Source organism: Pseudomonas sp. GW822-FHT04H02 (assembly GCF_058800645.1).
The window spans coordinates 1,150,989-1,170,592 of record NZ_JBXAMM010000002.1; the positions used below are offsets into that span (position 1 = coordinate 1,150,989).

The following is a 19,604-nucleotide window of genomic DNA, read 5'->3' on the forward strand; positions in this document are numbered from 1 at the left end:
TTCATTCAACGCACATTCCCGAAAATAAAAAGAGATAAATCCCATGGCGCAAAACCCTATTTCTGAGCGTGCGGCGCGCTTTCTTTCCGCCTTGCGCCACTGCCAGGTGCTGGGCATCCGGGTACATAGCGCCTCTGAAGAGGGCCTGACCCTGACCTTGCCCTACAGTCCGCAGATTGTCGGTGACCCGCAAACCGGGATCATTCATGGCGGTGCCCTGACCACGCTGATGGACAGCGCCTGTGGCATGGCCACGCTTTGCGTGCTGCCGGAGTTCGAAGTGTGTCCGACCCTGGACCTGCGCATAGACTATATGCATCCGGCGGTCCCTCATCATGACGTGCACGGCTTTGCCCAGTGTTACCGGGTCACCACCGATGTGATCTTTACCCGCGGCTTTGCCTATCAGGATGATCCCGAGCGTCCCGTGGCTCATGTCGTCGGCACTTTCATGCGCATGGGCCGGGGGCTCAAGGGCAGCCGCGGGCTGGCCAGCTCGATCAAGGGGGAGCGGGCATGAGCACGGACCTTCGAGCACTCCTGGAGCAGGCTCGCCAGCAGGGCGATTACACCGCGTTGCTGGAGCAGATCCCCTACGCGAAGCTGATTGGCATCGAGTGCACGCAACTGGGAGATGAACTGCTGTTTCGCCTGCCGGCCAACAAGGACAATATCGGCAACCCTCTGCTTCCAGCCCTGCACGGTGGAGTGATCGCCGGTTTCATGGAACTGGCGGCCGCCTTGCATTTGCTGATTCTCACCGGCTCGCCCGGGGTGCCGAAAATCATCGACTTTTCCCTCGACTACCTGCGCGCCGGGCAGTTTCGCGACACCTTTGCCCGCTGCCAGGTATGCCGGCAGGGCAGGAGGGTGGCCAATGTCGCCATCACCGCCTGGCAGAGCACTGCCGAGGAGTCGATTGCCACCGCTCGCGCACATTTCAAGATCGAAGAGAGCACCGGCCCTTGAAATCCAGCGAGCGACCCCCACTTTCATGTCATCCCGCCGCCCTCCGCTCCCGGAACGCGGCCAATGCCATCTGATTGGAGTTTGATGACCATGAGTGTGGAAACTCAAAAGGAAACCCTGGGCTTCCAGACCGAGGTGAAGCAACTGCTGCACCTCATGATCCATTCGCTGTATTCCAACAAGGAAATCTTCCTTCGCGAATTGATCTCGAACGCCTCTGACGCCGTCGACAAATTGCGCTTCGAAGCCCTGTCCAAGCCCGAGTTGCTGGAAGGTGGCGCCGAACTGAAAATCCGTGTGAGCTTCGACAAGGACGCGAAAACCGTCACCCTCGAAGACAACGGTATCGGCATGAGCCGAGAAGATGTGATCACCCACCTGGGGACCATCGCCAAGTCCGGCACTGCCGATTTCATGAAGAACCTCACCGGCGACCAGAAGAAGGACTCGCACCTGATCGGTCAGTTCGGCGTGGGTTTCTACTCCGCCTTTATCGTGGCCGACCAGGTTGAAGTGTTCAGCCGCCGTGCCGGTCTGCCCGCCAGCGAAGGCGTGCACTGGTCGTCCAAGGGCGAAGGCGAGTTCGAAGTTGCGACCATCGACAAGGCCGAGCGCGGTACCCGCATCGTTCTGCACCTGAAGTCCGGTGAAGACGAGTTCGCCGATGGCTGGCGCCTGCGCAACATCATCAAGAAGTATTCCGACCACATCGCGCTGCCGATCGAGCTGCCCAAAGAAGCCGCTGCCGCTGAAGGCGAAGAGAAACCTGCGCTGGAGTGGGAAACCGTCAACCGCGCCAGTGCCCTGTGGACCCGCCCGCGTACCGAGATCAAGGACGAGGAATACCAGGAGTTCTACAAGCACATCGCCCATGACTTCGAGAACCCGCTGAGCTGGAGCCACAACAAGGTCGAAGGCAAGCTGGAGTACAGCTCGCTGCTCTACGTACCGGCTCGCGCGCCGTTCGACCTGTACCAGCGTGAAGCGCCCAAGGGCCTCAAGCTCTACGTGCAGCGCGTGTTCGTCATGGATCAGGCCGAGTCGTTCCTGCCGCTGTACCTGCGCTTCATCAAGGGTGTGGTGGATTCCAACGACCTGTCGCTGAACGTCTCGCGGGAAATCCTGCAGAAAGACCCGATCATCGACTCGATGAAGTCGGCGCTGACCAAGCGTGTCCTCGACATGCTGGAGAAACTGGCGAAGAACGAACCCGAGCAATACAAGGGCTTCTGGAAGAACTTCGGCCAGGTGATGAAGGAAGGCCCGGCCGAGGACTTCGCCAACAAGGAGAAGATCGCCGGCCTGCTGCGCTTCGCCTCCACCCAGGGCGACGACGGCGAGCAGAATGTCTCCTTGGCCGACTACCTGGCTCGCGCCAAGGAAGGCCAGGACAAGATCTACTTCCTCACCGGCGAATCCTACGCCCAGGTGAAGAACAGCCCGCACCTGGAAGTCTTCCGCAAGAAAGGCATCGAAGTGCTGCTGCTCACCGACCGTATCGACGAGTGGCTGATGAGCTACCTCAACGAGTTCGACGGCAAGAGCTTTGTCGACGTGGCGCGCGGCGACCTGGACCTGGGCAACCTCGACTCCGAAGAGGACAAGAAGGCTGCCGAGGAAGTCGCCAAGACCAAGGAAGGCCTGGTTGAGCGGATCAAGACCGCCCTGGGCGAGAGTGTCAGCGAAGTGCGGGTTTCCCACCGCCTGACCGACTCGCCGGCGATCCTGGCCATTGGCGAGCAGGACCTGGGGCTGCAAATGCGTCAGATCCTTGAAGCCAGCGGGCAGAAGGTTCCGGATTCCAAGCCGATCTTCGAGTTCAACCCGACTCACCCGCTGATCGAGAAACTCGACGGCGAGCAGAGCGAAGAGCGCTTTGGCGACCTGTCGCACATTCTCTTCGATCAGGCGGCCCTGGCGGCCGGTGACAGCTTGAAGGATCCGGCGGCCTATGTGCGCCGGCTGAACAAGCTGCTGGTGGAGCTGTCGGTTTAACCACGTTGCAAGAAAAACCCGCTTCGGCGGGTTTTTTCATTCTGGTGTCCCCCTACTGGAGAAGATGAGTCATGAGTCAAATCACAGTGCGTTCCGTGGTCTATCAGATCGATGGCCAGCCCTATGAAGGCCGCCTGGCCTTCGATGCCGCCCATAAAGCTGCGCGTCCGGGGTTGCTGATGGCGCCGAACTGGATGGGTGTCAGCGCCGGCGCGGAGAAGATCGCCGAGGCGGTGGCGGCCAAGGGTTATGTGGTGCTGATCGCCGATCTGTATGGCCAGTCGCTGCGCCCCGGCGATGCGAGCCAGGCCGGTGCCGCGATGATGCCGCTCAAGGATGACCGGGCGTTGTTGCGCAAGCGCATGCAGGCGGCCTTTGCGGCCTTGCAGAGCCAGGGCGAAGCCGCGGTGGACACCTCCAGGCTGGCCACCTTCGGCTTCTGCTTTGGCGGCTGCTGCGCCCTGGAACTGGCCCGCAGTGGCGCGCCGGTGAAGGCGGCGGTGTCGTTCCACGGCACCCTGGACACCCCCAACCCTGCCGATGCCAACAACATCAAGGGTTCGGTACTGGTACTGCACGGCGCGGCGGACCCGTTCGTGGCCAAGGAGCAACTGCCGGCCTTCGAAGCGGAAATGGACGCCGCGGGAGTGGACTGGCAACTGGTCAGCTACGGTGGCGCGGTGCATTCCTTCACCGACACCCACGCCAACCTGCCGGGCAAGATGATGTACGACGCCAAGACCTCGGCCCGGTCCTTCGCCACCATGCATTACCTGCTGGACGAAGTCTTTAGCGGCTGACCCACCGCCCCTGATCCCGTAGGAGCTGGCTTGCCAGCGAAGGCGTCAGTGAGAGCAACGCCAGACTCACGGGCCTGTTCGCCGGCAAACCGGCCCCTACCGATCAGTGGCGGGCGGGTGGCAATTCGATGCGCTCGCTTTCTCCCGGCACCTGCGGCCAGTCCCCGGCGGCCCAGCGTCTGCGAGCTTCATCGATCAACAGTGGATCGCTGGCGACGAAGTTCCAGTTGATCCGCCGCGGGCCGTCCAGGGCGGCGCCGCCGATCAGCACCGCGTGGCAATCGCTCTCGGCGAACAGCGTGGCGTTCTCCCCCTCTGGCAATACCACCAGCGAGTGCACGGGTAATGGCTCGCCGTCCAGTTGTGCCTCGCCCTCCAGTACATACAGCGCACGCTGTTGATGCTCGGTGGGAATCAGCAGGCTGGTGGCGGTCTGCAGCCGCAGCTCGGCATACAGGGTGGGGGAGAGCACCGGCACCGGCGACTCCAGGCAGAAACCGCTGCCGGCAATCATCCGAATGCTCACCCCCAGGTTGTCGCTCACCGGCAGGCTGCTGGCCGGGTGATGGCTGTAGTGCCCCGGGCCCTGCTCCTGTTCTTTGGGCGAGGCCAGCCAGACCTGCAGGCCGTGCATGGCAGACCCCTGGGCCTGCAAGAGTGCTGGCGTGCGCTCGACATGGGCGATGGCGCTGCCGGCGGTCATCCAGCTGACGTCCCCGGCGCCCACGATCTGGTCGGAGCCCAGGCTGTCCTTGTGCTGGATCTGCCCGGCGAACAGGTAGGTCAGGGTGGAGAGGCCGATATGCGGATGCTGGCGGATATTCATGCCCTTGCCCGGCGGGTAGCGGGTTTCCAGCATGTGGTCGAAGAACACGAAAGGCCCGACACTGCGGCACTGGGCCGAAGGCAGGGGGCGCAGGATGGGTTGGCCTTCAACGTCCTCGGCACGGGGACGGATCACGAGGGGGGAGTTCATGGCGGATTCCAGGCTGATCGGGTTATGCCCGGGAGCATAACCCGCTTGTGCCCGCCTTGCCGCTACTGGCTGAAGGCGCCTTCGGAGAGGTGGGTCTCGATGCTGACTTCGCTGGTGGTCATCAGCTTGTGGATCGGGCAACGGTCGGCCACCCGGTGCAGCTCATCACGCTGGGCGTCGGTGAGCACGCCCTTGAGGGTCAGCTTCACATGCAGGGCGTACTTGCCCTTCTGCTCTTCGCTGTTGTCGTGCTTGATCTCCACGGTGACCCCGGTCAGCGGGATGTTCTTCTTCTGCGCGTAGAGCTTGAGGGTCAGGGCCTTGCAGGCGCCCAGGGCGGCATCGAAGTAGTCATGGGGCTCGGGGGCGGTGCCTTCGCCACCGGCGGACTTGGGCAGGTCGGTGAACAACTGGTGGTCGTCGACCTGGATGCTGTGGCGGAAACCTTCGCTGGACTCGGTATTGACGGTGATGGTCATGGCAAACCTCAGGCAGTGATGAATAAGGATCAGGCTGTAAGGGTGCTGAAGTTATAGAGCATATCGAAGCGCGGGCGTTCCCCTTTTTCTGAACCTGCGGCTCGGCGTCGCGGTCTATCCTGCTTCGATCCATGGGAGGCGGCCCGGTGCACTGGAACCCTGTTCAAGCAAGCTGTTTGTGGGCGCTGCTGATGCTGCCGCTGGCGGTGGCCCAGGCGCGTGAATATGTGTACAGCGACGCGCACCTGCATTACGTGGACTTCTTCCAGGAAACCGCGGGCATGGAAGCCTTGCTCAAGGCCATGGATGACAACCGCATCGAGCAGGTGATGATTGCCGGGATTCCGGTGGCCAAGAAATGGCACGAGGATGAGCCCAAGCGCCCGCGCTACTACGCCGGGGACGATGCCGCGGCCTACTGGTACAGCGCCACCGACGTGCTGGTGGCCGCCGCGGTGAAAAAGCTGCCGGCCGAGCAGCGCCGGCGCTTTCATCCGTTCCTTTCGGGGTTCAACCCCAACGACAAGAACTCCGCGGCGCATATCCAGCGCATGCTCGATCTCGACCCGGGGCTGTGGCAGGGCATCGGCGAGGTCTTCACCCGGCACGACGATCTCACCGCGCTGACCGCCGGCGACACGCCGCGGGCCAATAACGAGGCGATGACCAAGGTCTATCACCTGGCGGCCGAGAACGACCTGCCGGTCATGCTGCACTCCAACATCACCTCCAAGCGCGAGCGCAATCCGCTGTACCTGGCGGAAATCGAAGAGCCGCTGCGCAATCACCCCCATACGCGTTTTATCTGGGCCCATGCCGGCACCAGTGCCGAGATCCATCGTCACCAGACCCGGCTGGAGTTCCTGCTGCCGACCCTGACGCGGCTGCTGGAGAGCTACCCCAACCTCTACATCGACCTGTCCTGGAGCCTGCTCACGCCCTATCTGCTGGATAAGCAGGGCAACCCCGACCCGGCCTGGCTGCAGCTGGTGGAGCGCTTCCCGGAGCGCTTCATGCTGGGTTCGGACGTTGTCGGGCGCTTCAACAAACTGGGGAGCGAGCTGCGGGGGTTCGATGGCTTTCTTGACGCCTTGCCGCAGGAGGTGGCACGAAAGGTGGCCCATGACAATTTCCTCGCCATCCTTCCCGCCAACCATCGTCCCTAGCAGGCGCCAGACTGTCATCAGCCTGTCATGCCTGCTTCATAAGCTCGCGCCATCTCAATCAAGGAGCGCGATATGCACCTCACTCGTTTAAGCGCACTGGCGGCGCTGATGATCTTCAGTGGCCTGGCCAGCGCCGAAGTCCGTGTCGAAGGGCCGGTGGAATACGGCGTGTTCGAAGGTCCCAAGGCCGAGCTGCAATCGGGGGAGCGGGTGCTGCGCCGCAGCAACGAGAAGATCCAGCAGACCTCCGTGGTGCCCGCCAGGCTGGGGACCAAGTTCGGCATGCGTTACCAGTTGCTGGGCAAGGTGGCCGAAGATCAGCCCCTGACTCTTCTTTACCTGACGCCGGGCATCCGTACGCCGGACGGGGTACGCCATGACAAGTTCGAAATCACTCAGAAACTGGTGCCCAACGCTCCCCAGGATGTGATGGCCTATGAGTTCACCGAAAGCCATGAGGTGGTCCCGGGCGAGTGGCGTTTCATGGTCTTCCAGGGCGACCGATTGTTGGCAGAACAGCGATTTTCTGTGCGCTGAATCGTTTTACGCCCAAGTATTGGAGTGCTAGGGCGTTTTGATATCACGTTTTTGTCTTACGCAATTTTCCAATGGCCCGATACCGTCTAAGAGCACCCTGCTGCAAGTTCTTGCAGCGCTCTAGGAAGGAGCCAGAGGAATGAGTCTTAGAAGTCTGAACATTGCGTTACGGGCGAGCCTGGGTTTCGGCTTGCTGGCGCTGATGGTGTTTGCCCTGGGGGCATTCGCCTTGATGCAGATGGGCAATATGCGCCAGCAGTCCGATGAAGTGGAAAGCAATTGGCTGCCCAGCGTGATGTCCGTAGGGGAAATGAACCAGGACCTGCTGCGCATTCGCGCCCTGACCCTGCGGTTGTTGATCAATCGCGACCCGCAGGCGATCACCCAGAACGAAAACAAGATCAACGAGATCAAGAGTGTCCTGGGGGTTGCCCAGAGCCGCTACGAATCCTTGATCCTCCTGCCCCAGGAGCGGGTCCTGTTCGATCGCTTCAAGACCATCGAAAAACAGTACCTGCAACGCCAGGAACGGGTCATGCAGCTCTCCAGCCAGAACCAGCTGGAGGAAGCGGTCAAGGTGGTCAATGGCGAAATGAACCAGCTGGCCGATGAGATGGCCGCGACCCTGCACGAGCTGGTGGAGCTGAACAAGCAAAGCGCGACCCATGCCACCGATATGGCCCAGGCGGTGTTCAGCAAGTCGCGGGTATGGGTGATCGGCATGATTGCCCTGGCGGCGCTGGTGACCATCGGCCTGGCCCTGTTGTTGACCCGCAGTATCGTCCTGCCTCTGGCGCAGTCGGTGAATGTGGCCGAAGTGGTGGCCGGCGGCGATCTGACCGGCACTATCACGGTGACCGGCAGGGACGAGCCGGCGCGCCTGCTGCACGCGCTCAAGGCCATGCAGCACAGCCTGCGGGAAACCATCCGGCGCATCTCCGATTCATCCAGCCAGCTGGCCTCGGCCTCGGAAGAGCTCAGTTGTGTCACCGAGGATGCGACCCGTGGCCTGCATCAGCAGAGCCTGGAGATCGAACAGGCGGCCACGGCGGTAAACCAGATGACCGCAGCGGTGGAGGAGGTGGCCAGTAACGCAGTGGCCACGTCCGAGGCCTCGCGGGAGTCCGACCGCATCGCCCAGCACGGGCGCGAGCAGGTGCACCAGACGGTGCTCTCGATTGAGTCGCTGGCGCAGGACGTGACGGCCAATGCCAGCCAGGTGGAGGATCTGGCGCAGAAGGTCTATGGCATCAGCAAGGTACTGGAGGTGATCCGTTCCATTGCCGAGCAGACCAACCTGCTGGCGTTGAACGCGGCCATCGAGGCGGCACGGGCCGGGGATGCGGGACGCGGGTTCGCAGTGGTGGCCGATGAAGTCCGGGCCCTGGCTCATCGGACCCAGCAGTCGACCCAGGAAATCGAGCAGATGATCGGTGGTATCCAGCAGGGCACCGACCAGGCCGTCAGTTCCATGCAGCAGAGCAACAGCCGCGCCCATTCGACCCTGGAGGTGGCCAAGGCGGCAGGGCAGGCGCTGGAGGAAATCGCATCGGCCTTCACCCAGATCAATGAGCGCAACATCGTCATTGCCAGCGCCTCGGAGCAGCAGGCGGCGGTGGCGCGGGAGGTGGACCGCAACCTGATGAACATCCGCGACCTGGCCTTGCAGACCTCCGCCGGGGCCAATCAGACCAGTGCGGCCAGCCAGGAGTTGTCGCGCCTGGCGGTGGACCTGAACAGCATGGTGGCGCGTTTTTCGGTCTGAGCCTTCTGGCAGGCGAAAAAAAGCCCCGAACCGGTCGGGGCTTTTTCATTCGGCGAAGCGGCGGGGCTTACTTGCCCTGCCAGCGCTTCAGGACCAGGGTGGCGTTGGTGCCACCGAAGCCGAAGCTGTTGCTCATCACGGTGTTGATGGTGGCGTCTTCGCGGGTCTTGGTCAGGATCGGCATATCGGCCACTTCCGGATCCAGCTCGTCGATGTTGGCCGAACCGGCCATGAAGTTGCCTTCCATCATCAGCATGCAGTAGATCGCTTCGTGAACGCCGGCAGCGCCCAGGGAGTGACCCGACAGGCTCTTGGTGGAGCTGATGGCCGGGGCCTTGTCGCCGAACACTTCACGCACGCCCTTCATTTCCGCGACGTCGCCGACCGGGGTCGAAGTGCCGTGGGTGTTCAGGTAGTCGATAGGGGTGTCGACAGTGGACATGGCCATTTCCATGCAGCGGATTGCACCTTCGCCGCTTGGAGCCACCATGTCGTAGCCATCGGAAGTGGCGCCGTAGCCGACGATTTCCGCGTAGATCTTGGCGCCACGGGCCAGAGCGTGTTCCAGCTCCTCGACCACCACCATGCCGCCACCGCCGGCGATGACGAAACCGTCACGCTTGGCGTCGTAGGCGCGGGAGGCCTTTTCCGGGGTTTCGTTGTACTGGGTGGACAGGGCACCCATGGCGTCGAACAGGAACGACTGGGTCCAATGCTCTTCTTCACCGCCACCGGCGAAGACGATGTCCTGCTTGCCCATCTGGATCTGTTCCATGGCGGTACCGATGCAGTGAGCACTGGTGGCGCAGGCAGAGGCGATGGAGTAGTTCAGGCCCTTGATCTTGAACGGGGTGGCCAGGCAGGCGGAAACGGTGCTGCTCATGGTCCGCGTAACGCGGTATGGGCCAACGCGCTTGACGCCTTTCTCGCGCAGGATGTCCAGCGCTTCCATCTGGTTCAGGGTCGAGGCGCCGCCGGAGCCGGCGATCAGGCCGGTGCGCGGGTTGGACACTTGTTCTTCGCTCAGGCCGGAGTCGGCGATGGCGTCTTTCATGGCCAGGTAGGCGTAAGCCGCCGCGTGGCCGACGAAGCGATAGATCTTGCGGTCGATCAGCTCTTCGAGGTTCAGGTCAATGGAGCCGGAAACCTGGCTACGCAGACCCATTTCGGCATATTCCGGGTTGAAGCGGATGCCAGGGCGACTTGCACGCAGGTTAGCGGAGACGGTCTCTTTGTCATTGCCCAGGCACGAAACAATGCCAAGACCTGTGATAACGACGCGGCGCATGCGGATAACCCTTAGAAGTTGTCAGTTGAAGTAAACACGCCGACCCGGAGGCCTTCGGCGGTATAGATTTCGCGGCCGTCAACGCTGACCGAACCATCGGCGATGGCCATGTTCAGCTTGCCCTTGAGCACGCGCTTGATGTGAATGTTATAGGTGACTTTCTTGGCGGTCGGCAGGACCTGGCCGAAGAATTTCACTTCCCCCGAACCCAGGGCACGACCGCGGCCCGGCAAGCCCTGCCAGCCGAGGAAGAAGCCCACCAGTTGCCACATGGCATCCAGGCCCAGGCAGCCTGGCATCACCGGGTCGCCTTCGAAGTGGCAAGCGAAGAACCACAGGTCTGGAGTGATATCCAGCTCAGCGACCAACTCACCTTTACCGTACTTGCCACCCTCTTCGCTGATATGGGTGATGCGATCCACCATCAGCATGTTGGGGGCGGGCAGTTGCGCGTTACCTGGGCCGAACAGCTCACCGCGACTGCAGCGCAGCAGGTCTTCCCGAGTAAAGGCGTTTTGTTTGGTCATGCGAGCTCCTCAATAGTCCCGTGCGGCAGGGTTGGGCAAATCTTCCCGGCCGATCGAAGCGTTCATGCCTCGAGCCGGCAGCCTACTCATAGACTATTGCGTTGTAGTGAAAGTCACAGCGCAAAGGGCATGAATGTACACTTGTGCACTGAAATTTTTTTTGAGGGCCTTTTCAGGGCCCCGTCGGGTGCCTAAGACTGCCGCACTTTCGCCCATGACGCCAGTCGTAGCTGTTGGAAAATAGCCGGTTATTGCACCCAACGTTGGAGAATTTGCTGCAGATCCGCGCGCTTGAAAGGCTTGGCCAGGTAGTCGTTCATGCCCGCTGCAAGGCAGGCTTCACGGTCGCCCTGCAAGGCGTTGGCGGTCAGGGCGATGATCGGTAAATCGGCACAACCGGGCAGTTGGCGGATCTGCCGGGTGGCCTCATAGCCGTCGACCAGCGGCAGTCGGCAATCCATCAGAATCGCCTCGAAGATCAGGCTTTCGGCACTGCGGACCGCCTGGGCGCCGTCGGTGACGATGCTCACGGTGAACCCCAGGCTGCGCAGCATGGCCTGGATCACGGTCTGGTTCACCGGGTTGTCTTCCACCAGCAGCACGTTGCGGCCTTCACCGGAGTGCTGATTGCTGCTCACCCGCGGGGCCAGTACCGGCAGGCTCTGCTGGAACAGCGCCAGGGGGATTTCCAGGGTGAACACCGAGCCTCGGCCTTCCTCGCTCTGGGCCCGCAGGGTGCCACCCATGCGCTCGGCCAGGGTGCGGGCGATGGGCAGGCCCAGGCCGGTGCCGCCATAGCGACGGGAAATCGAACTGTCGGCCTGCTGGAAGGCGTCGAACATCAGCTCCAGGCTGGCCGGGCTGATGCCGATACCGCTGTCGCGCACTGCGCAGGTGAACCACAGCAGTTCGTGATCCAGGGCCTGCCACTGGGGCTCGATGGTGATGCTGCCCTGCTCGGTGAATTTCAGGGCGTTGCCGATCAGGTTGACCAGGATCTGCCGGATTCGCGTCGGGTCGCCCTTGACCTGCAGCGACTCCATGCCCGGCGGCAGCCGCAGTTGCAAGTCCAGGCCGCGTTGCAGGGCGCTGTGCTGGAAGGCCTGGGCCGAGCTGGTGATCAGTTCGGCAAGATTGAACGGGATGTGCTCCAGTTCCAGGGCCGAGCGTTCGATGCGGGAGAAGTCGAGGATGTCGTTGATCACCTTCAGCAGGTGTTCGGTGGATTCCGACGCCAGCGCCGCGTACTCGCTCTGTTCCTGGGTCATCTGGGTGGTTTCCAGCAGTTGCAGCATGCCCAGTACACCGTTCATCGGTGTGCGCAGCTCGTGGCTCATCATCGCCAGGAAATCCGACTTGGCCTTGTTCGCCCGTTCCGCCTCTTCCCGGGTCTGGATCAACTGGGACATGGCCTGGTGCTGCTCGCGGCTGGCCAGTTCCAGGCCGGCGGCGAGGTTGTTGATGTGCCGGGCCAGGTTGCCCAGCTCGCCATCGTCGACGATCGGCAGCGGGGTCTTGAAATCCCCTTCCTGGATTGCCTTCACCGCATCGCCCATGGCGCGGATCGGCTGTGCCAGGCCGGCCGCCAGGCGCCGGGCCAGGAGGAAGGTGAAGAGCAGGGCGAACAGCGCGAGGATGGCGGCCTTGAGGAGGATTTCCTGCTGGCGCTGGCTGAAGGCGTCGTTGGACATGCCGACGATCACCCGGCCCAGGTAACCATCGCCCTGGGCAGCCACGCTGGCCGGGTCGTTCTGCAGAAAGTCGTTGTGCACCTGGATGCGCTGCAGGCGTACCGGGGCCTGGAATACCTTGATCTGCTGCGCGTGGTTGTGGCTGGCCGAGGGCTGTTCCACGTACACCAGGATGTTGTTGGCGCTGTCCTGCACCTCCAGGAAGTGCACGTGGGGCGTGGCCAGGGTTGCCTGCAGCAGGCTCTCCAGGCCCTCGTTGTTGCCGGAGATCACCCCGTACTCGGTGGCTGGCGCCAGTTGATTGGCGATCAGTTGCCCGGTGTGGTTGAGCTCCTGGCGCAAGTCCTGGATACGCACGAAGGTAAAAAAGCTGATCAGTAGCAGGGTCAGGAGCAGGGCCGGGCCCAGGCTGATGAGCTGAGTGCGGGTCTGGATATCCCATCGGCGACGCAATGTCATGGGTGCTTCTCTCCTTCACTCAACTGGCGCGCAACGGCCTGCGGGTCGATTTCCTCGATGCCCAGCGAGCGTGCCACCTGTGGGTTGCTCAGTACTTTGAAAGCCGTCGGGTATAGCGCACGGGGCCAGCGAGCCGGCGGTTGGTCGAGCAGGCTGTCCAGGGTCTGCAGCCAGTCCTGCTGGTCGCTGTAGGTGCTGGCCAGGCTGCCGGCCCGGACGAAGCCGGCATTGGGGCCGATCAGCGCCTGTTGCCGGGCGTAGCTGCTCAGTAGCAGGTTCTTCACGGTTTTCGGGTTGTACAGCTTCGGATCATCCAGGCCCAGCAGCACTTCGCTGTTGCGCAGCAGGTTCTGCAGCGGGCGGCTGTCGCTGGTGCTGTCCCAGGGTTCGGCGATGATTTCCATGTTCAGGGTTTGCGCGGCCAGGTGCAGCTCCTTGAGCAGGAACTGACTGTCGGCGCTGTACAGCACCCCCACCCGGCGCACCTGCGGCAGAACACTGCGGATCAGGCGTAACTGGCGCTCCAGGGGCGGATCGCTCCACAGCAGGCTCAACCGTGGATGAGGGCTTTGCGCCAGGCGCTGTTGGGCCTGCAGGCGGCTGATGCGCAGGACCAGGGTCGGCGGGCCCAAGGGATCTTGCAGGCGCCAGTCGAGGCTTTGCGGGTCCAGCAGGATCAGGCGCGTGCTGCCGGGCAACTGGCCCGGCGGCGGCAGTTGGGCCAGGGGGACGAAGCGCACCTGGTCCCGGGGGCGCTGGGCGGCCAGTTCTTCGGTGAAGGTGCGCACGCTGCTGTTGTCGTCGCTGGCGGTGAGCAGCACATCGGCCGCCCACAACGGGCTGCCCAGCAGCATGCCCAGTAGCAGCAGGCACAGGCACAGGCGACGATGTATGCGCAGGGCCTTCCAGGGCCGACAGTGGCCCATGTCAGAACTCGAGCTCCGCGCTGAAGTAGGCCACGTGGCGCGAGTCGTAGAGATTGTCGGCGAAGGTGGTGGGCTGGTGGTCGAGCCGTTGCTGCAGGGTGCCGGCCAGTTCCAGGCTGGTCTTGCTGCCCAGGGCCAGGCGCTTGGCGATGCGGGTGTCGACCCGTTCGAATCGGTAGCCGTTGAGGGCGCTGTCGCCATAGTAGAAGAGCGCGCTGGACCAGCCCTGGCCCCAATTGCGCAGCCAGCCGGCGGAGCCGCTGTTGCTGGCGGTCAGGCGCTGGTCCAGGCGGTTGCTGGCCTGGGCATGGACGTAGGCGTAGGTCAGGCGCAGGCGGTCGGCGCGGCTCAGTTGCCAGTCCAATTGGCTCTCGGTACCGGCGAAGCGCGAGGCGTTGCTGTTGCTGGCGATGTACTGATTGTTGCGCAGCGGCTCGCTAATCATCCCGGTGATTTCGTCATAGAACAGCTTGATGTCGAGGTTCAGCGCCTGGTCGACGAAGTAACCGTTGTAGCCCAGTTCCCGGGAACGCATGTGCTCCTGGTCGAGGTTGCCGGGGCCACGGGTCTTGACGAAGTACTGGGCGCTGTTCTGGCCGTAGACCGGGGTACTCAGGCCGGTGACCCGGTAGCTCCAGTTGACGTTGTTCTCGAACATGTCCGGGGAGCGGATGGCTTCCGAATACACCGCCCGCAAGCCGTGGCGCGGGTTGATCAGGTAGTTGACCGCGATCCTCGGGGTCAGGGAGTTGCCGGTCAGCTGGGTGTCTTCGTACATAGCCCCGCCCTGGATCAGCCAATGTTCGCTGGCCCGCCACTCCAGCTGGCCGAACAGGCGCCAGGTGGTGTCGTCGAGGGTGCCGTTGAAGTAGGTTTCGGAGTCGGCCCGGTCGTAACGATAGTTCATGCCGCTGACCAGCCGCAGGTTGTCGCTGAGGCTCAGGGTGTCCTGCAGCTCCAGGTCGTAGCGGGTTTCCCGAGAGCTCTGGTCGATGTTGCCGCAGACGGGATTTTGGCCACCGGCGTTCCATTGATCGATGATTTGGCTTGCCAGTGCCCGTTCCGCTGCTGTTCCCGACGGCGCGCCGCTCAAGTTACTTGGCATGTTCCTCGCCAGGCGCTCGGCGTAATACGGGTTGAGTTGCCACAGACGTGTCAGTTCAGGGCTGAAGGAAACTGCGGCGTCACAGGCCCTCCACGTCTGCTGGCGGTCCCAGTGTTGGGCCGAGCCCTGTATATAAAGGCTGTGTTGTGGATTGATATCCAGATTCCAGCGCAGAGATCCTGCGTAGTCCTTGGCAACAACGTCAGAGTTATAGCCCTTCTCGGCATAGTCTTTAAATACTGGCTGATAGGTATAGGGCCGCTGGTTGGCGCCTTCCTTGGCATTCAACTGCCAGTCGATGCTCTGCTGTTCATTGAGCATCTGGCTCACGGACAGACTGAAGCGGTTCAAGCGCTTGCTGTCGCGGTAGTCGGCCCCCAGGCGATTCTTGTCGAAGCCATCATCTTCCTGCCCCGACAGCGACAGGCGCAGGTCGCCGGTTTCCCAGCCGGTACCCTGGCTGGCGTACCAGTCGCTGATGCCGCGCTGGCCCCGGGTCAGCTTGACCCGCGTGCCATGGCTGTTGGCCGGGGCGCGGGTGATGATGTTGACCACCGCCATCAGCGCGTTGGCGCCGTAGCTGACGGTATTGGGGCCGCGAAACACCTCGATGCGCTCGATGTCTTCCATGGCCACCGGGATATCGCTCCAGTCCACTGTCGCCAGGCCGGCGCGATACACCGAACGCCCGTCGATCAGTACTTGCATGCGCCGGGCTTCGCTGGCGTTGGTGCCGTGGTAGTTGACTGTGGCCTGGTTGCCGCTGATGGCGCCGACCATCATCCCCGGCACCAGGCGCAGCAGTTCGCTGATGTCCCGGGCGCCGCTGGCCTTGATCAACTCGTTGTCGAGCACCGTCATGCTGCCGGGAACCGCGGCAGGTGACTGTTTCAGGCGGGTGGCGGTGAGGACCTCGGGCAGGGCGGTGCCGTCCAGGAACAGATCGTCGGCCAGCACCGAGTGGCCGAACAGCATGCCCAGCAGCAGCGATAGACGAAGAGGTGAGGGGCCAGCGGACACGACACAGCCTTGAATCTTGATGGAAGGCGCGCATGTTAACCGAGATAGTCGAGTTTTCCAGTCGATAAGCCCGACATTCCCCGAATGACTCCACGTGTTCCCGACAGGTTGCCTGAATGGCCCCTGGGGCTGGTGGTGAGAAAACCGCCCCGTATAATGCCGCCATCGCCACTGCTATGGATTAACGGATTGCATATGACACAACAGCGCCCTATTGCGGTCCTGGGAGGCGGAAGTTTTGGTACCGCCGTGGCCAATCTGCTGGCCGAGAACGGTCATCGGGTGCGGCAGTGGATGCGCGACCCCGAGCAGGCCGAGGCCATTCGGGTCAACCGCGAGAATCCGCGCTACCTCAAGGGCATCAAGATTCATCCGGCGGTGGAGCCGGTCACCGACCTGCTGGCCACCCTCAATGACAGTGACCTGTGCTTTGTCGCCTTGCCCTCCAGCGCCCTGCGCTCGGTGCTGGCGCCCCACGCCGAGCTGCTCCGCGGCAAGCTGCTGGTCAGCCTGACCAAGGGCATCGAGGCCCAGACCTTCAAGCTGATGAGCGAGATCCTCCAGGACATCGCCCCGCAAGCGCGCATCGGCGTACTTTCCGGCCCCAACCTGGCTCGGGAAGTGGCCGAGCACGCCCTGACCGCCACCGTGGTCGCCAGTGAAGACGAAGAGCTCTGTCAGCGGGTCCAGGCCGCGCTGCACGGCCGCACCTTCCGTGTGTATGCCAGTGCCGACCGCTTCGGTGTGGAACTGGGCGGGGCGCTGAAGAACGTCTACGCGATCATCGCCGGCATGGCGGTGGCCCTGGGCATGGGGGAAAACACCAAGAGCATGCTGATTACCCGGGCGCTGGCGGAAATGACCCGCTTTGCCGTGAGCCAGGGCGCCAACCCCATGACCTTCCTCGGCCTGGCCGGTGTCGGCGACCTGATCGTCACCTGTTCCTCGCCCAAGAGCCGCAACTACCAGGTGGGCTTTGCCCTGGGCCAGGGCCTGAGCCTGGAAGAGGCGGTGACCCGCCTGGGTGAGGTGGCGGAGGGCGTCAACACCCTCAAGGTGCTCAAGGTCAAGGCTCAGGAGCTGGGGGTCTACATGCCGCTGGTGGCCGGCCTGCACGCGATCCTGTTCGAAGGGCGTACGCTGAACCAGGTAATCGAGCTCTTGATGCGCGGCGAGCCGAAAACCGACGTCGACTTTATCTCCACCAGCGGATTCAACTGAGCAGCACAGGAGCCAGACATGAACGATACGAATTCCGAAGCCAAATACGAGTCCATCCTCCTGCGGGTGCTGTGGATGCTGATATTCGTGCTGGTGTGGCAGGTGGCGCAGTTTCTCCTGGGCGCGCTGGTGCTGGTGCAGTTGATCTATCGCCTGATCTACGGCGCGCCGAATGCCGGCCTGATGAACTTCGGCGATAGCCTGAGCCAGTTCCTGGCGCAGATCGGCCGTTTCGGCAGCTTCCATACCGAACAGAAACCCTGGCCGTTCGCCGATTGGCCCGCTCCCCGGGCGCCTGAAGGCGAAGCTCCCCATAGCGTGCCGCCAGCGCCTCACCCGGTGCGTGACGAGGAGCCCAAGCTGTGAAGCTGTGGGTGCTGCGTCACGGCCAGGCCGAGTCCCATGCGCCGACCGATGCCCAGCGCAACCTCACGGCCCACGGTCGCGAGGAAGTGCTGGGCAGCGCCGCGCACCTGATCGGCCAGCCCATCGCCGCGATCCTCGCCAGCCCTTATGTACGTGCCCAGCAGACTGCACAGCTGGTGCGCGAGGCCCTGGGGTTCGAAGGCGAGATCCGCACCGTGCCCTGGCTCACCCCCGAGGCCAACCCGCTGCAGGTGCTGGAGCAACTGGACAGTGCCGACAACCTGCTGCTGGTCAGCCATCAACCCCTGGTGGGCAACCTGATCGGCCTGTTGCAGCACGGCCACCTGCGTGATCCGCAGCCGATGAACACCGCCAGCCTGGCGGAGCTCGAAGGCGACTGGCCCCTGGCGGGGCTGATGACCTTGAATGCCGTGACACACCCTTGATGGACGCGGCGGCAGGGCATGCCCGGGCCGCCGTTGTTGTCTCGAACCCACCGATCCCCGGTTGCGATCCGCTACATTTCTTAACTTGCAGCGCTCCTTTGTGCGTGGAATAGTCCACCAAGCAAGTGCTTGGTTGGTGTCGCGAACAGAATAAGAACAAAGGAGCGAGTCATGTCTGCTGCTTTTCGTTTGCCCCTGCAAGTGTTCTACGAGCGCGAGGCTCGTCATCCCCAGCAGCGCTTTCTGGTCCAGCCCAGTGCCGGCGGGCAGGTGCAGGAACTGAGCTGGTTCGAGGTGGGCCAGCAGGCCCGGCGTGCCGCCCAATGGCTGCGCGAGCGCCAGCTGCCTTCCGGCAGCCACATTGCAATCATTGGCAAGAACTCCGCGCACTGGGTCATTGCCGACCTGGCGATCTGGATCGCCGGGCATGTCTCGGTGCCGTTGTATCCCAATCTCACGGCCGAGTCGGTAGCCCAGGTGCTGGAGCATTCCGAGTCGGCCCTGGCCTTTATCGGCAAGCTGGACGACTGGCCGCAAATGGCGCTCGGGATCAAGGCCGGGCTGCCCACCATCCGCTTGCCCCTGGCCCCCGAAGGCCCTTTCGATTTCAGTTGGGAGGACCTGCAACGCTGTCCGCCGATCGAGGATAGCCCGAGCCCTGCGGCCGATCAGCTGGCCACCATCATCTATACCTCCGGCACCACTGGGCTGCCCAAGGGTGTGATGCACAGTTTCGGCAACCTGGGCTTTGCCGCCAGCCATGGTGTGCAGATGTTCGGCCTGGGCCCCGAGGACCGGCTGCTGTCCTACCTGCCCCTGTGCCACGTGGCCGAGCGCATGTTTGTCGAGATGGCGGCGATCTATACCGGGCAGACGGTGTTCTTTGCCGAAAGCCTGGATACCTTCCTCGCCGACCTGCAGCGAGCCCGGCCCACTGCGCTGTTTGGCGTGCCGCGGATCTGGACCAAGTTCCAGATGGGGGTCTACAGCAAGGTGCCGGCCAAGCGCCTGGATTTTCTCCTGGGCCTGCCCTTTATCGGCAAGCGTGTCGGCCACAAGGTGCTGAGCGGGCTCGGGCTGGACGCGTTGCGGGTGGCGCTGTCGGGAGCGGCACCGGTGCCCCAGACCCTGTTGCACTGGTATCGACGCCTCGGGCTGGACGTGTTGGAGGTGTACGGCATGACCGAGAGCTGCGGCTACTCCCATATCGGCCGCTCCGGTGAGCATGTGCCCGGCTGGATTGGCCGGCCCTGCCCGGAAGTCGAGGTGCACATCGACGAGGCGGGGGAGGTTCAGGTACGCAGCGGAGCCACTATGCTGGGCTATTTCAAGGACCCGCAGAAGACCGCCGAAACCGTTACCGAGGATGGTTTCCTGCGCACCGGCGACAAGGGGGAGCAGGATGCCGCCGGCAACCTGCGCCTGACCGGCCGGCTCAAGGAGATCTTCAAGACCAGCAAGGGCAAGTACGTGGCCCCGGCGCCCATCGAGAACCGCCTGGCGGTGCATGCCCATATCGAGCAGGTGTGCGTGGTGGGCGACGGGCTGATTGCCCCCCTGGGCCTGTGCGTGCTTTCGGCTGCGGGCGTGCAGGCCGCCGCCGGCAGTGCCCGGGAAGGCTTGCACAGCAGCCTGGAAAGCCTGCTGGCCCAGGTCAATGGCAGCCTGGACAAGCACGAGCGGCTGCATCGGCTGGTGGTGGTCAAGGACAGTTGGGCGGTGGAAAACGGCTTTCTCACTCCAACCCTGAAGATCAAGCGCAATGTGATCGAAGCTACCTATGGCGGCAGTTTTCAAGCCTGGAGCGAGCGCAGCGAAGCCGTGCTGTGGCAGGATTGACCGACAATAACCACCCATAAGGGAAGCGG

18 protein-coding genes and 1 pseudogene are annotated in these 19,604 nt (G+C 63.1%); 12 read left to right on the plus strand and 7 right to left on the minus strand.

Annotated features, from left to right (window positions below):
• Window positions 1-43 precede the first annotated feature (43 nt).
• The 4 genes from AC1RMG_RS12095 to AC1RMG_RS12110 all read left to right on the plus strand — a co-directional run bounded on the left by AC1RMG_RS12095 (window position 44) and on the right by AC1RMG_RS12110 (window position 3,764).
• Complete coding sequence (locus AC1RMG_RS12095) at window positions 44-520, plus strand: PaaI family thioesterase (protein ID WP_015634669.1); 477 nt, start codon at window positions 44-46, stop codon at window positions 518-520.
• On the plus strand, window positions 517-969 hold the full coding sequence (locus AC1RMG_RS12100) for a PaaI family thioesterase (RefSeq protein WP_015634670.1): 453 nt from the start codon (window positions 517-519) through the stop codon (window positions 967-969). Before AC1RMG_RS12095 ends, AC1RMG_RS12100 begins: the two co-directional genes overlap by 4 nt.
• Window positions 970-1,059: 90 nt before the next feature.
• Entirely contained in the window at window positions 1,060-2,964 is a 1,905-nt protein-coding gene (htpG, locus tag AC1RMG_RS12105) for a molecular chaperone HtpG (protein ID WP_011060059.1), read from the plus strand.
• 71 nt (window positions 2,965-3,035) lie between these two features.
• Complete coding sequence (locus AC1RMG_RS12110) at window positions 3,036-3,764, plus strand: dienelactone hydrolase family protein (RefSeq protein ID WP_311167760.1); 729 nt, start codon at window positions 3,036-3,038, stop codon at window positions 3,762-3,764.
• A 103-nt stretch (window positions 3,765-3,867) separates the two neighbouring features.
• On the opposite strand, the gene AC1RMG_RS12115 is transcribed toward AC1RMG_RS12110, so the two are convergent.
• Together AC1RMG_RS12115 and AC1RMG_RS12120 are read right to left on the minus strand one after the other, a co-directional pair.
• Window positions 3,868-4,740 (minus strand): pirin family protein, encoded by an 873-nt coding sequence (locus AC1RMG_RS12115; RefSeq protein ID WP_262213464.1) that lies wholly within the window; start codon window positions 4,738-4,740, stop codon window positions 3,868-3,870.
• 62 nt (window positions 4,741-4,802) lie between these two features.
• The gene (locus AC1RMG_RS12120) at window positions 4,803-5,219 is read right to left on the minus strand and encodes an OsmC family protein (RefSeq protein ID WP_011060062.1); all 417 of its coding nucleotides are present in this window, start codon (window positions 5,217-5,219) and stop codon (window positions 4,803-4,805) included.
• Between the two features lie 191 nt (window positions 5,220-5,410).
• On the opposite strand from AC1RMG_RS12120, the gene AC1RMG_RS12125 reads away from it, so the two are divergent.
• From AC1RMG_RS12125 to AC1RMG_RS12140, 4 genes and pseudogenes are all read left to right on the plus strand, one after another.
• Complete coding sequence (locus AC1RMG_RS12125) at window positions 5,411-6,385, plus strand: amidohydrolase family protein (RefSeq protein ID WP_492576018.1); 975 nt, start codon at window positions 5,411-5,413, stop codon at window positions 6,383-6,385.
• 72 nt (window positions 6,386-6,457) lie between these two features.
• Window positions 6,458-6,922 carry a DUF3859 domain-containing protein gene (locus AC1RMG_RS12130; RefSeq protein WP_015634675.1) on the plus strand — a complete coding sequence of 155 codons (465 nt, stop codon included), beginning with the start codon at window positions 6,458-6,460 and terminating at the stop codon, window positions 6,920-6,922.
• A gap of 139 nt (window positions 6,923-7,061) precedes the next feature.
• Window positions 7,062-7,832, plus strand: a pseudogene (locus AC1RMG_RS12135) (MCP four helix bundle domain-containing protein); the annotation flags it as partial.
• Window positions 7,824-8,687: a methyl-accepting chemotaxis protein gene (locus AC1RMG_RS12140; RefSeq protein ID WP_407047244.1), complete on the plus strand. Its 864-nt coding sequence runs from the start codon at window positions 7,824-7,826 to the stop codon at window positions 8,685-8,687. The pseudogene AC1RMG_RS12135 and the gene AC1RMG_RS12140, both read left to right, overlap by 9 nt.
• Window positions 8,688-8,754: 67 nt before the next feature.
• Here the strand turns inward: AC1RMG_RS12140 and fabB are convergent, their stop codons facing one another.
• The 5 genes from fabB to AC1RMG_RS12165 form a co-directional block, all read right to left on the minus strand.
• Window positions 8,755-9,975, minus strand: coding sequence for a beta-ketoacyl-ACP synthase I (fabB, locus tag AC1RMG_RS12145; RefSeq protein WP_011060066.1), 1,221 nt, complete (start codon window positions 9,973-9,975; stop codon window positions 8,755-8,757).
• Between the two features lie 11 nt (window positions 9,976-9,986).
• Window positions 9,987-10,502: a 3-hydroxyacyl-[acyl-carrier-protein] dehydratase FabA gene (gene fabA / locus AC1RMG_RS12150; RefSeq protein WP_011060067.1), complete on the minus strand. Its 516-nt coding sequence runs from the start codon at window positions 10,500-10,502 to the stop codon at window positions 9,987-9,989.
• Between the two features lie 248 nt (window positions 10,503-10,750).
• The gene (locus AC1RMG_RS12155) at window positions 10,751-12,652 is read right to left on the minus strand and encodes an ATP-binding protein (RefSeq protein WP_015634677.1); all 1,902 of its coding nucleotides are present in this window, start codon (window positions 12,650-12,652) and stop codon (window positions 10,751-10,753) included.
• Window positions 12,649-13,578: an ABC transporter substrate-binding protein gene (locus AC1RMG_RS12160; RefSeq protein WP_210692933.1), complete on the minus strand. Its 930-nt coding sequence runs from the start codon at window positions 13,576-13,578 to the stop codon at window positions 12,649-12,651. The genes AC1RMG_RS12155 and AC1RMG_RS12160 overlap by 4 nt, the downstream gene beginning before the upstream one ends.
• 1 nt (window position 13,579) lies before the next feature.
• Window positions 13,580-15,703, minus strand: coding sequence for a TonB-dependent receptor plug domain-containing protein (locus AC1RMG_RS12165; protein WP_493169287.1), 2,124 nt, complete (start codon window positions 15,701-15,703; stop codon window positions 13,580-13,582).
• A 195-nt stretch (window positions 15,704-15,898) separates the two neighbouring features.
• On the opposite strand from AC1RMG_RS12165, the gene AC1RMG_RS12170 reads away from it, so the two are divergent.
• The 4 genes from AC1RMG_RS12170 (at window position 15,899) to AC1RMG_RS12185 (ending at window position 19,575) form a co-directional block, all read left to right on the plus strand.
• Entirely contained in the window at window positions 15,899-16,924 is a 1,026-nt protein-coding gene (locus AC1RMG_RS12170) for an NAD(P)H-dependent glycerol-3-phosphate dehydrogenase (RefSeq protein ID WP_011060071.1), read from the plus strand.
• Between the two features lie 18 nt (window positions 16,925-16,942).
• Complete coding sequence (locus AC1RMG_RS12175) at window positions 16,943-17,290, plus strand: DUF4389 domain-containing protein (RefSeq protein ID WP_011060072.1); 348 nt, start codon at window positions 16,943-16,945, stop codon at window positions 17,288-17,290.
• Complete coding sequence (sixA, locus tag AC1RMG_RS12180) at window positions 17,287-17,736, plus strand: phosphohistidine phosphatase SixA (protein ID WP_011060073.1); 450 nt, start codon at window positions 17,287-17,289, stop codon at window positions 17,734-17,736. The genes AC1RMG_RS12175 and sixA overlap by 4 nt, the downstream gene beginning before the upstream one ends.
• 171 nt (window positions 17,737-17,907) lie before the next feature.
• On the plus strand, window positions 17,908-19,575 hold the full coding sequence (locus AC1RMG_RS12185; protein ID WP_493169289.1) for an AMP-binding protein: 1,668 nt from the start codon (window positions 17,908-17,910) through the stop codon (window positions 19,573-19,575).
• Window positions 19,576-19,604 lie beyond the last annotated feature (29 nt).

What these genes read in the sequence shown, in the direction of transcription:
- AC1RMG_RS12155 (WP_015634677.1), bottom strand. Translation starts at nt 12,652, where the DNA reads ATGACATTGCGTCGCCGATGGGATATCCAGACCCGCACTCAGCTCATC.
- AC1RMG_RS12160 (WP_210692933.1), bottom strand. Translation starts at nt 13,578, where the DNA reads ATGGGCCACTGTCGGCCCTGGAAGGCCCTGCGCATACATCGTCGCCTG.
- AC1RMG_RS12110 (WP_311167760.1), top strand. Translation starts at nt 3,036, where the DNA reads ATGAGTCAAATCACAGTGCGTTCCGTGGTCTATCAGATCGATGGCCAG.
- AC1RMG_RS12130 (WP_015634675.1), top strand. Translation starts at nt 6,458, where the DNA reads ATGCACCTCACTCGTTTAAGCGCACTGGCGGCGCTGATGATCTTCAGT.
- AC1RMG_RS12170 (WP_011060071.1), top strand. Translation starts at nt 15,899, where the DNA reads ATGACACAACAGCGCCCTATTGCGGTCCTGGGAGGCGGAAGTTTTGGT.
- AC1RMG_RS12125 (WP_492576018.1), top strand. Translation starts at nt 5,411, where the DNA reads ATGCTGCCGCTGGCGGTGGCCCAGGCGCGTGAATATGTGTACAGCGAC.
- AC1RMG_RS12175 (WP_011060072.1), top strand. Translation starts at nt 16,943, where the DNA reads ATGAACGATACGAATTCCGAAGCCAAATACGAGTCCATCCTCCTGCGG.
- fabA (WP_011060067.1), bottom strand. Translation starts at nt 10,502, where the DNA reads ATGACCAAACAAAACGCCTTTACTCGGGAAGACCTGCTGCGCTGCAGT.
- AC1RMG_RS12120 (WP_011060062.1), bottom strand. Translation starts at nt 5,219, where the DNA reads ATGACCATCACCGTCAATACCGAGTCCAGCGAAGGTTTCCGCCACAGC.
- AC1RMG_RS12095 (WP_015634669.1), top strand. Translation starts at nt 44, where the DNA reads ATGGCGCAAAACCCTATTTCTGAGCGTGCGGCGCGCTTTCTTTCCGCC.
- AC1RMG_RS12100 (WP_015634670.1), top strand. Translation starts at nt 517, where the DNA reads ATGAGCACGGACCTTCGAGCACTCCTGGAGCAGGCTCGCCAGCAGGGC.
- AC1RMG_RS12115 (WP_262213464.1), bottom strand. Translation starts at nt 4,740, where the DNA reads ATGAACTCCCCCCTCGTGATCCGTCCCCGTGCCGAGGACGTTGAAGGC.
- htpG (WP_011060059.1), top strand. Translation starts at nt 1,060, where the DNA reads ATGAGTGTGGAAACTCAAAAGGAAACCCTGGGCTTCCAGACCGAGGTG.
- AC1RMG_RS12185 (WP_493169289.1), top strand. Translation starts at nt 17,908, where the DNA reads ATGTCTGCTGCTTTTCGTTTGCCCCTGCAAGTGTTCTACGAGCGCGAG.
- AC1RMG_RS12140 (WP_407047244.1), top strand. Translation starts at nt 7,824, where the DNA reads ATGCAGCACAGCCTGCGGGAAACCATCCGGCGCATCTCCGATTCATCC.
- fabB (WP_011060066.1), bottom strand. Translation starts at nt 9,975, where the DNA reads ATGCGCCGCGTCGTTATCACAGGTCTTGGCATTGTTTCGTGCCTGGGC.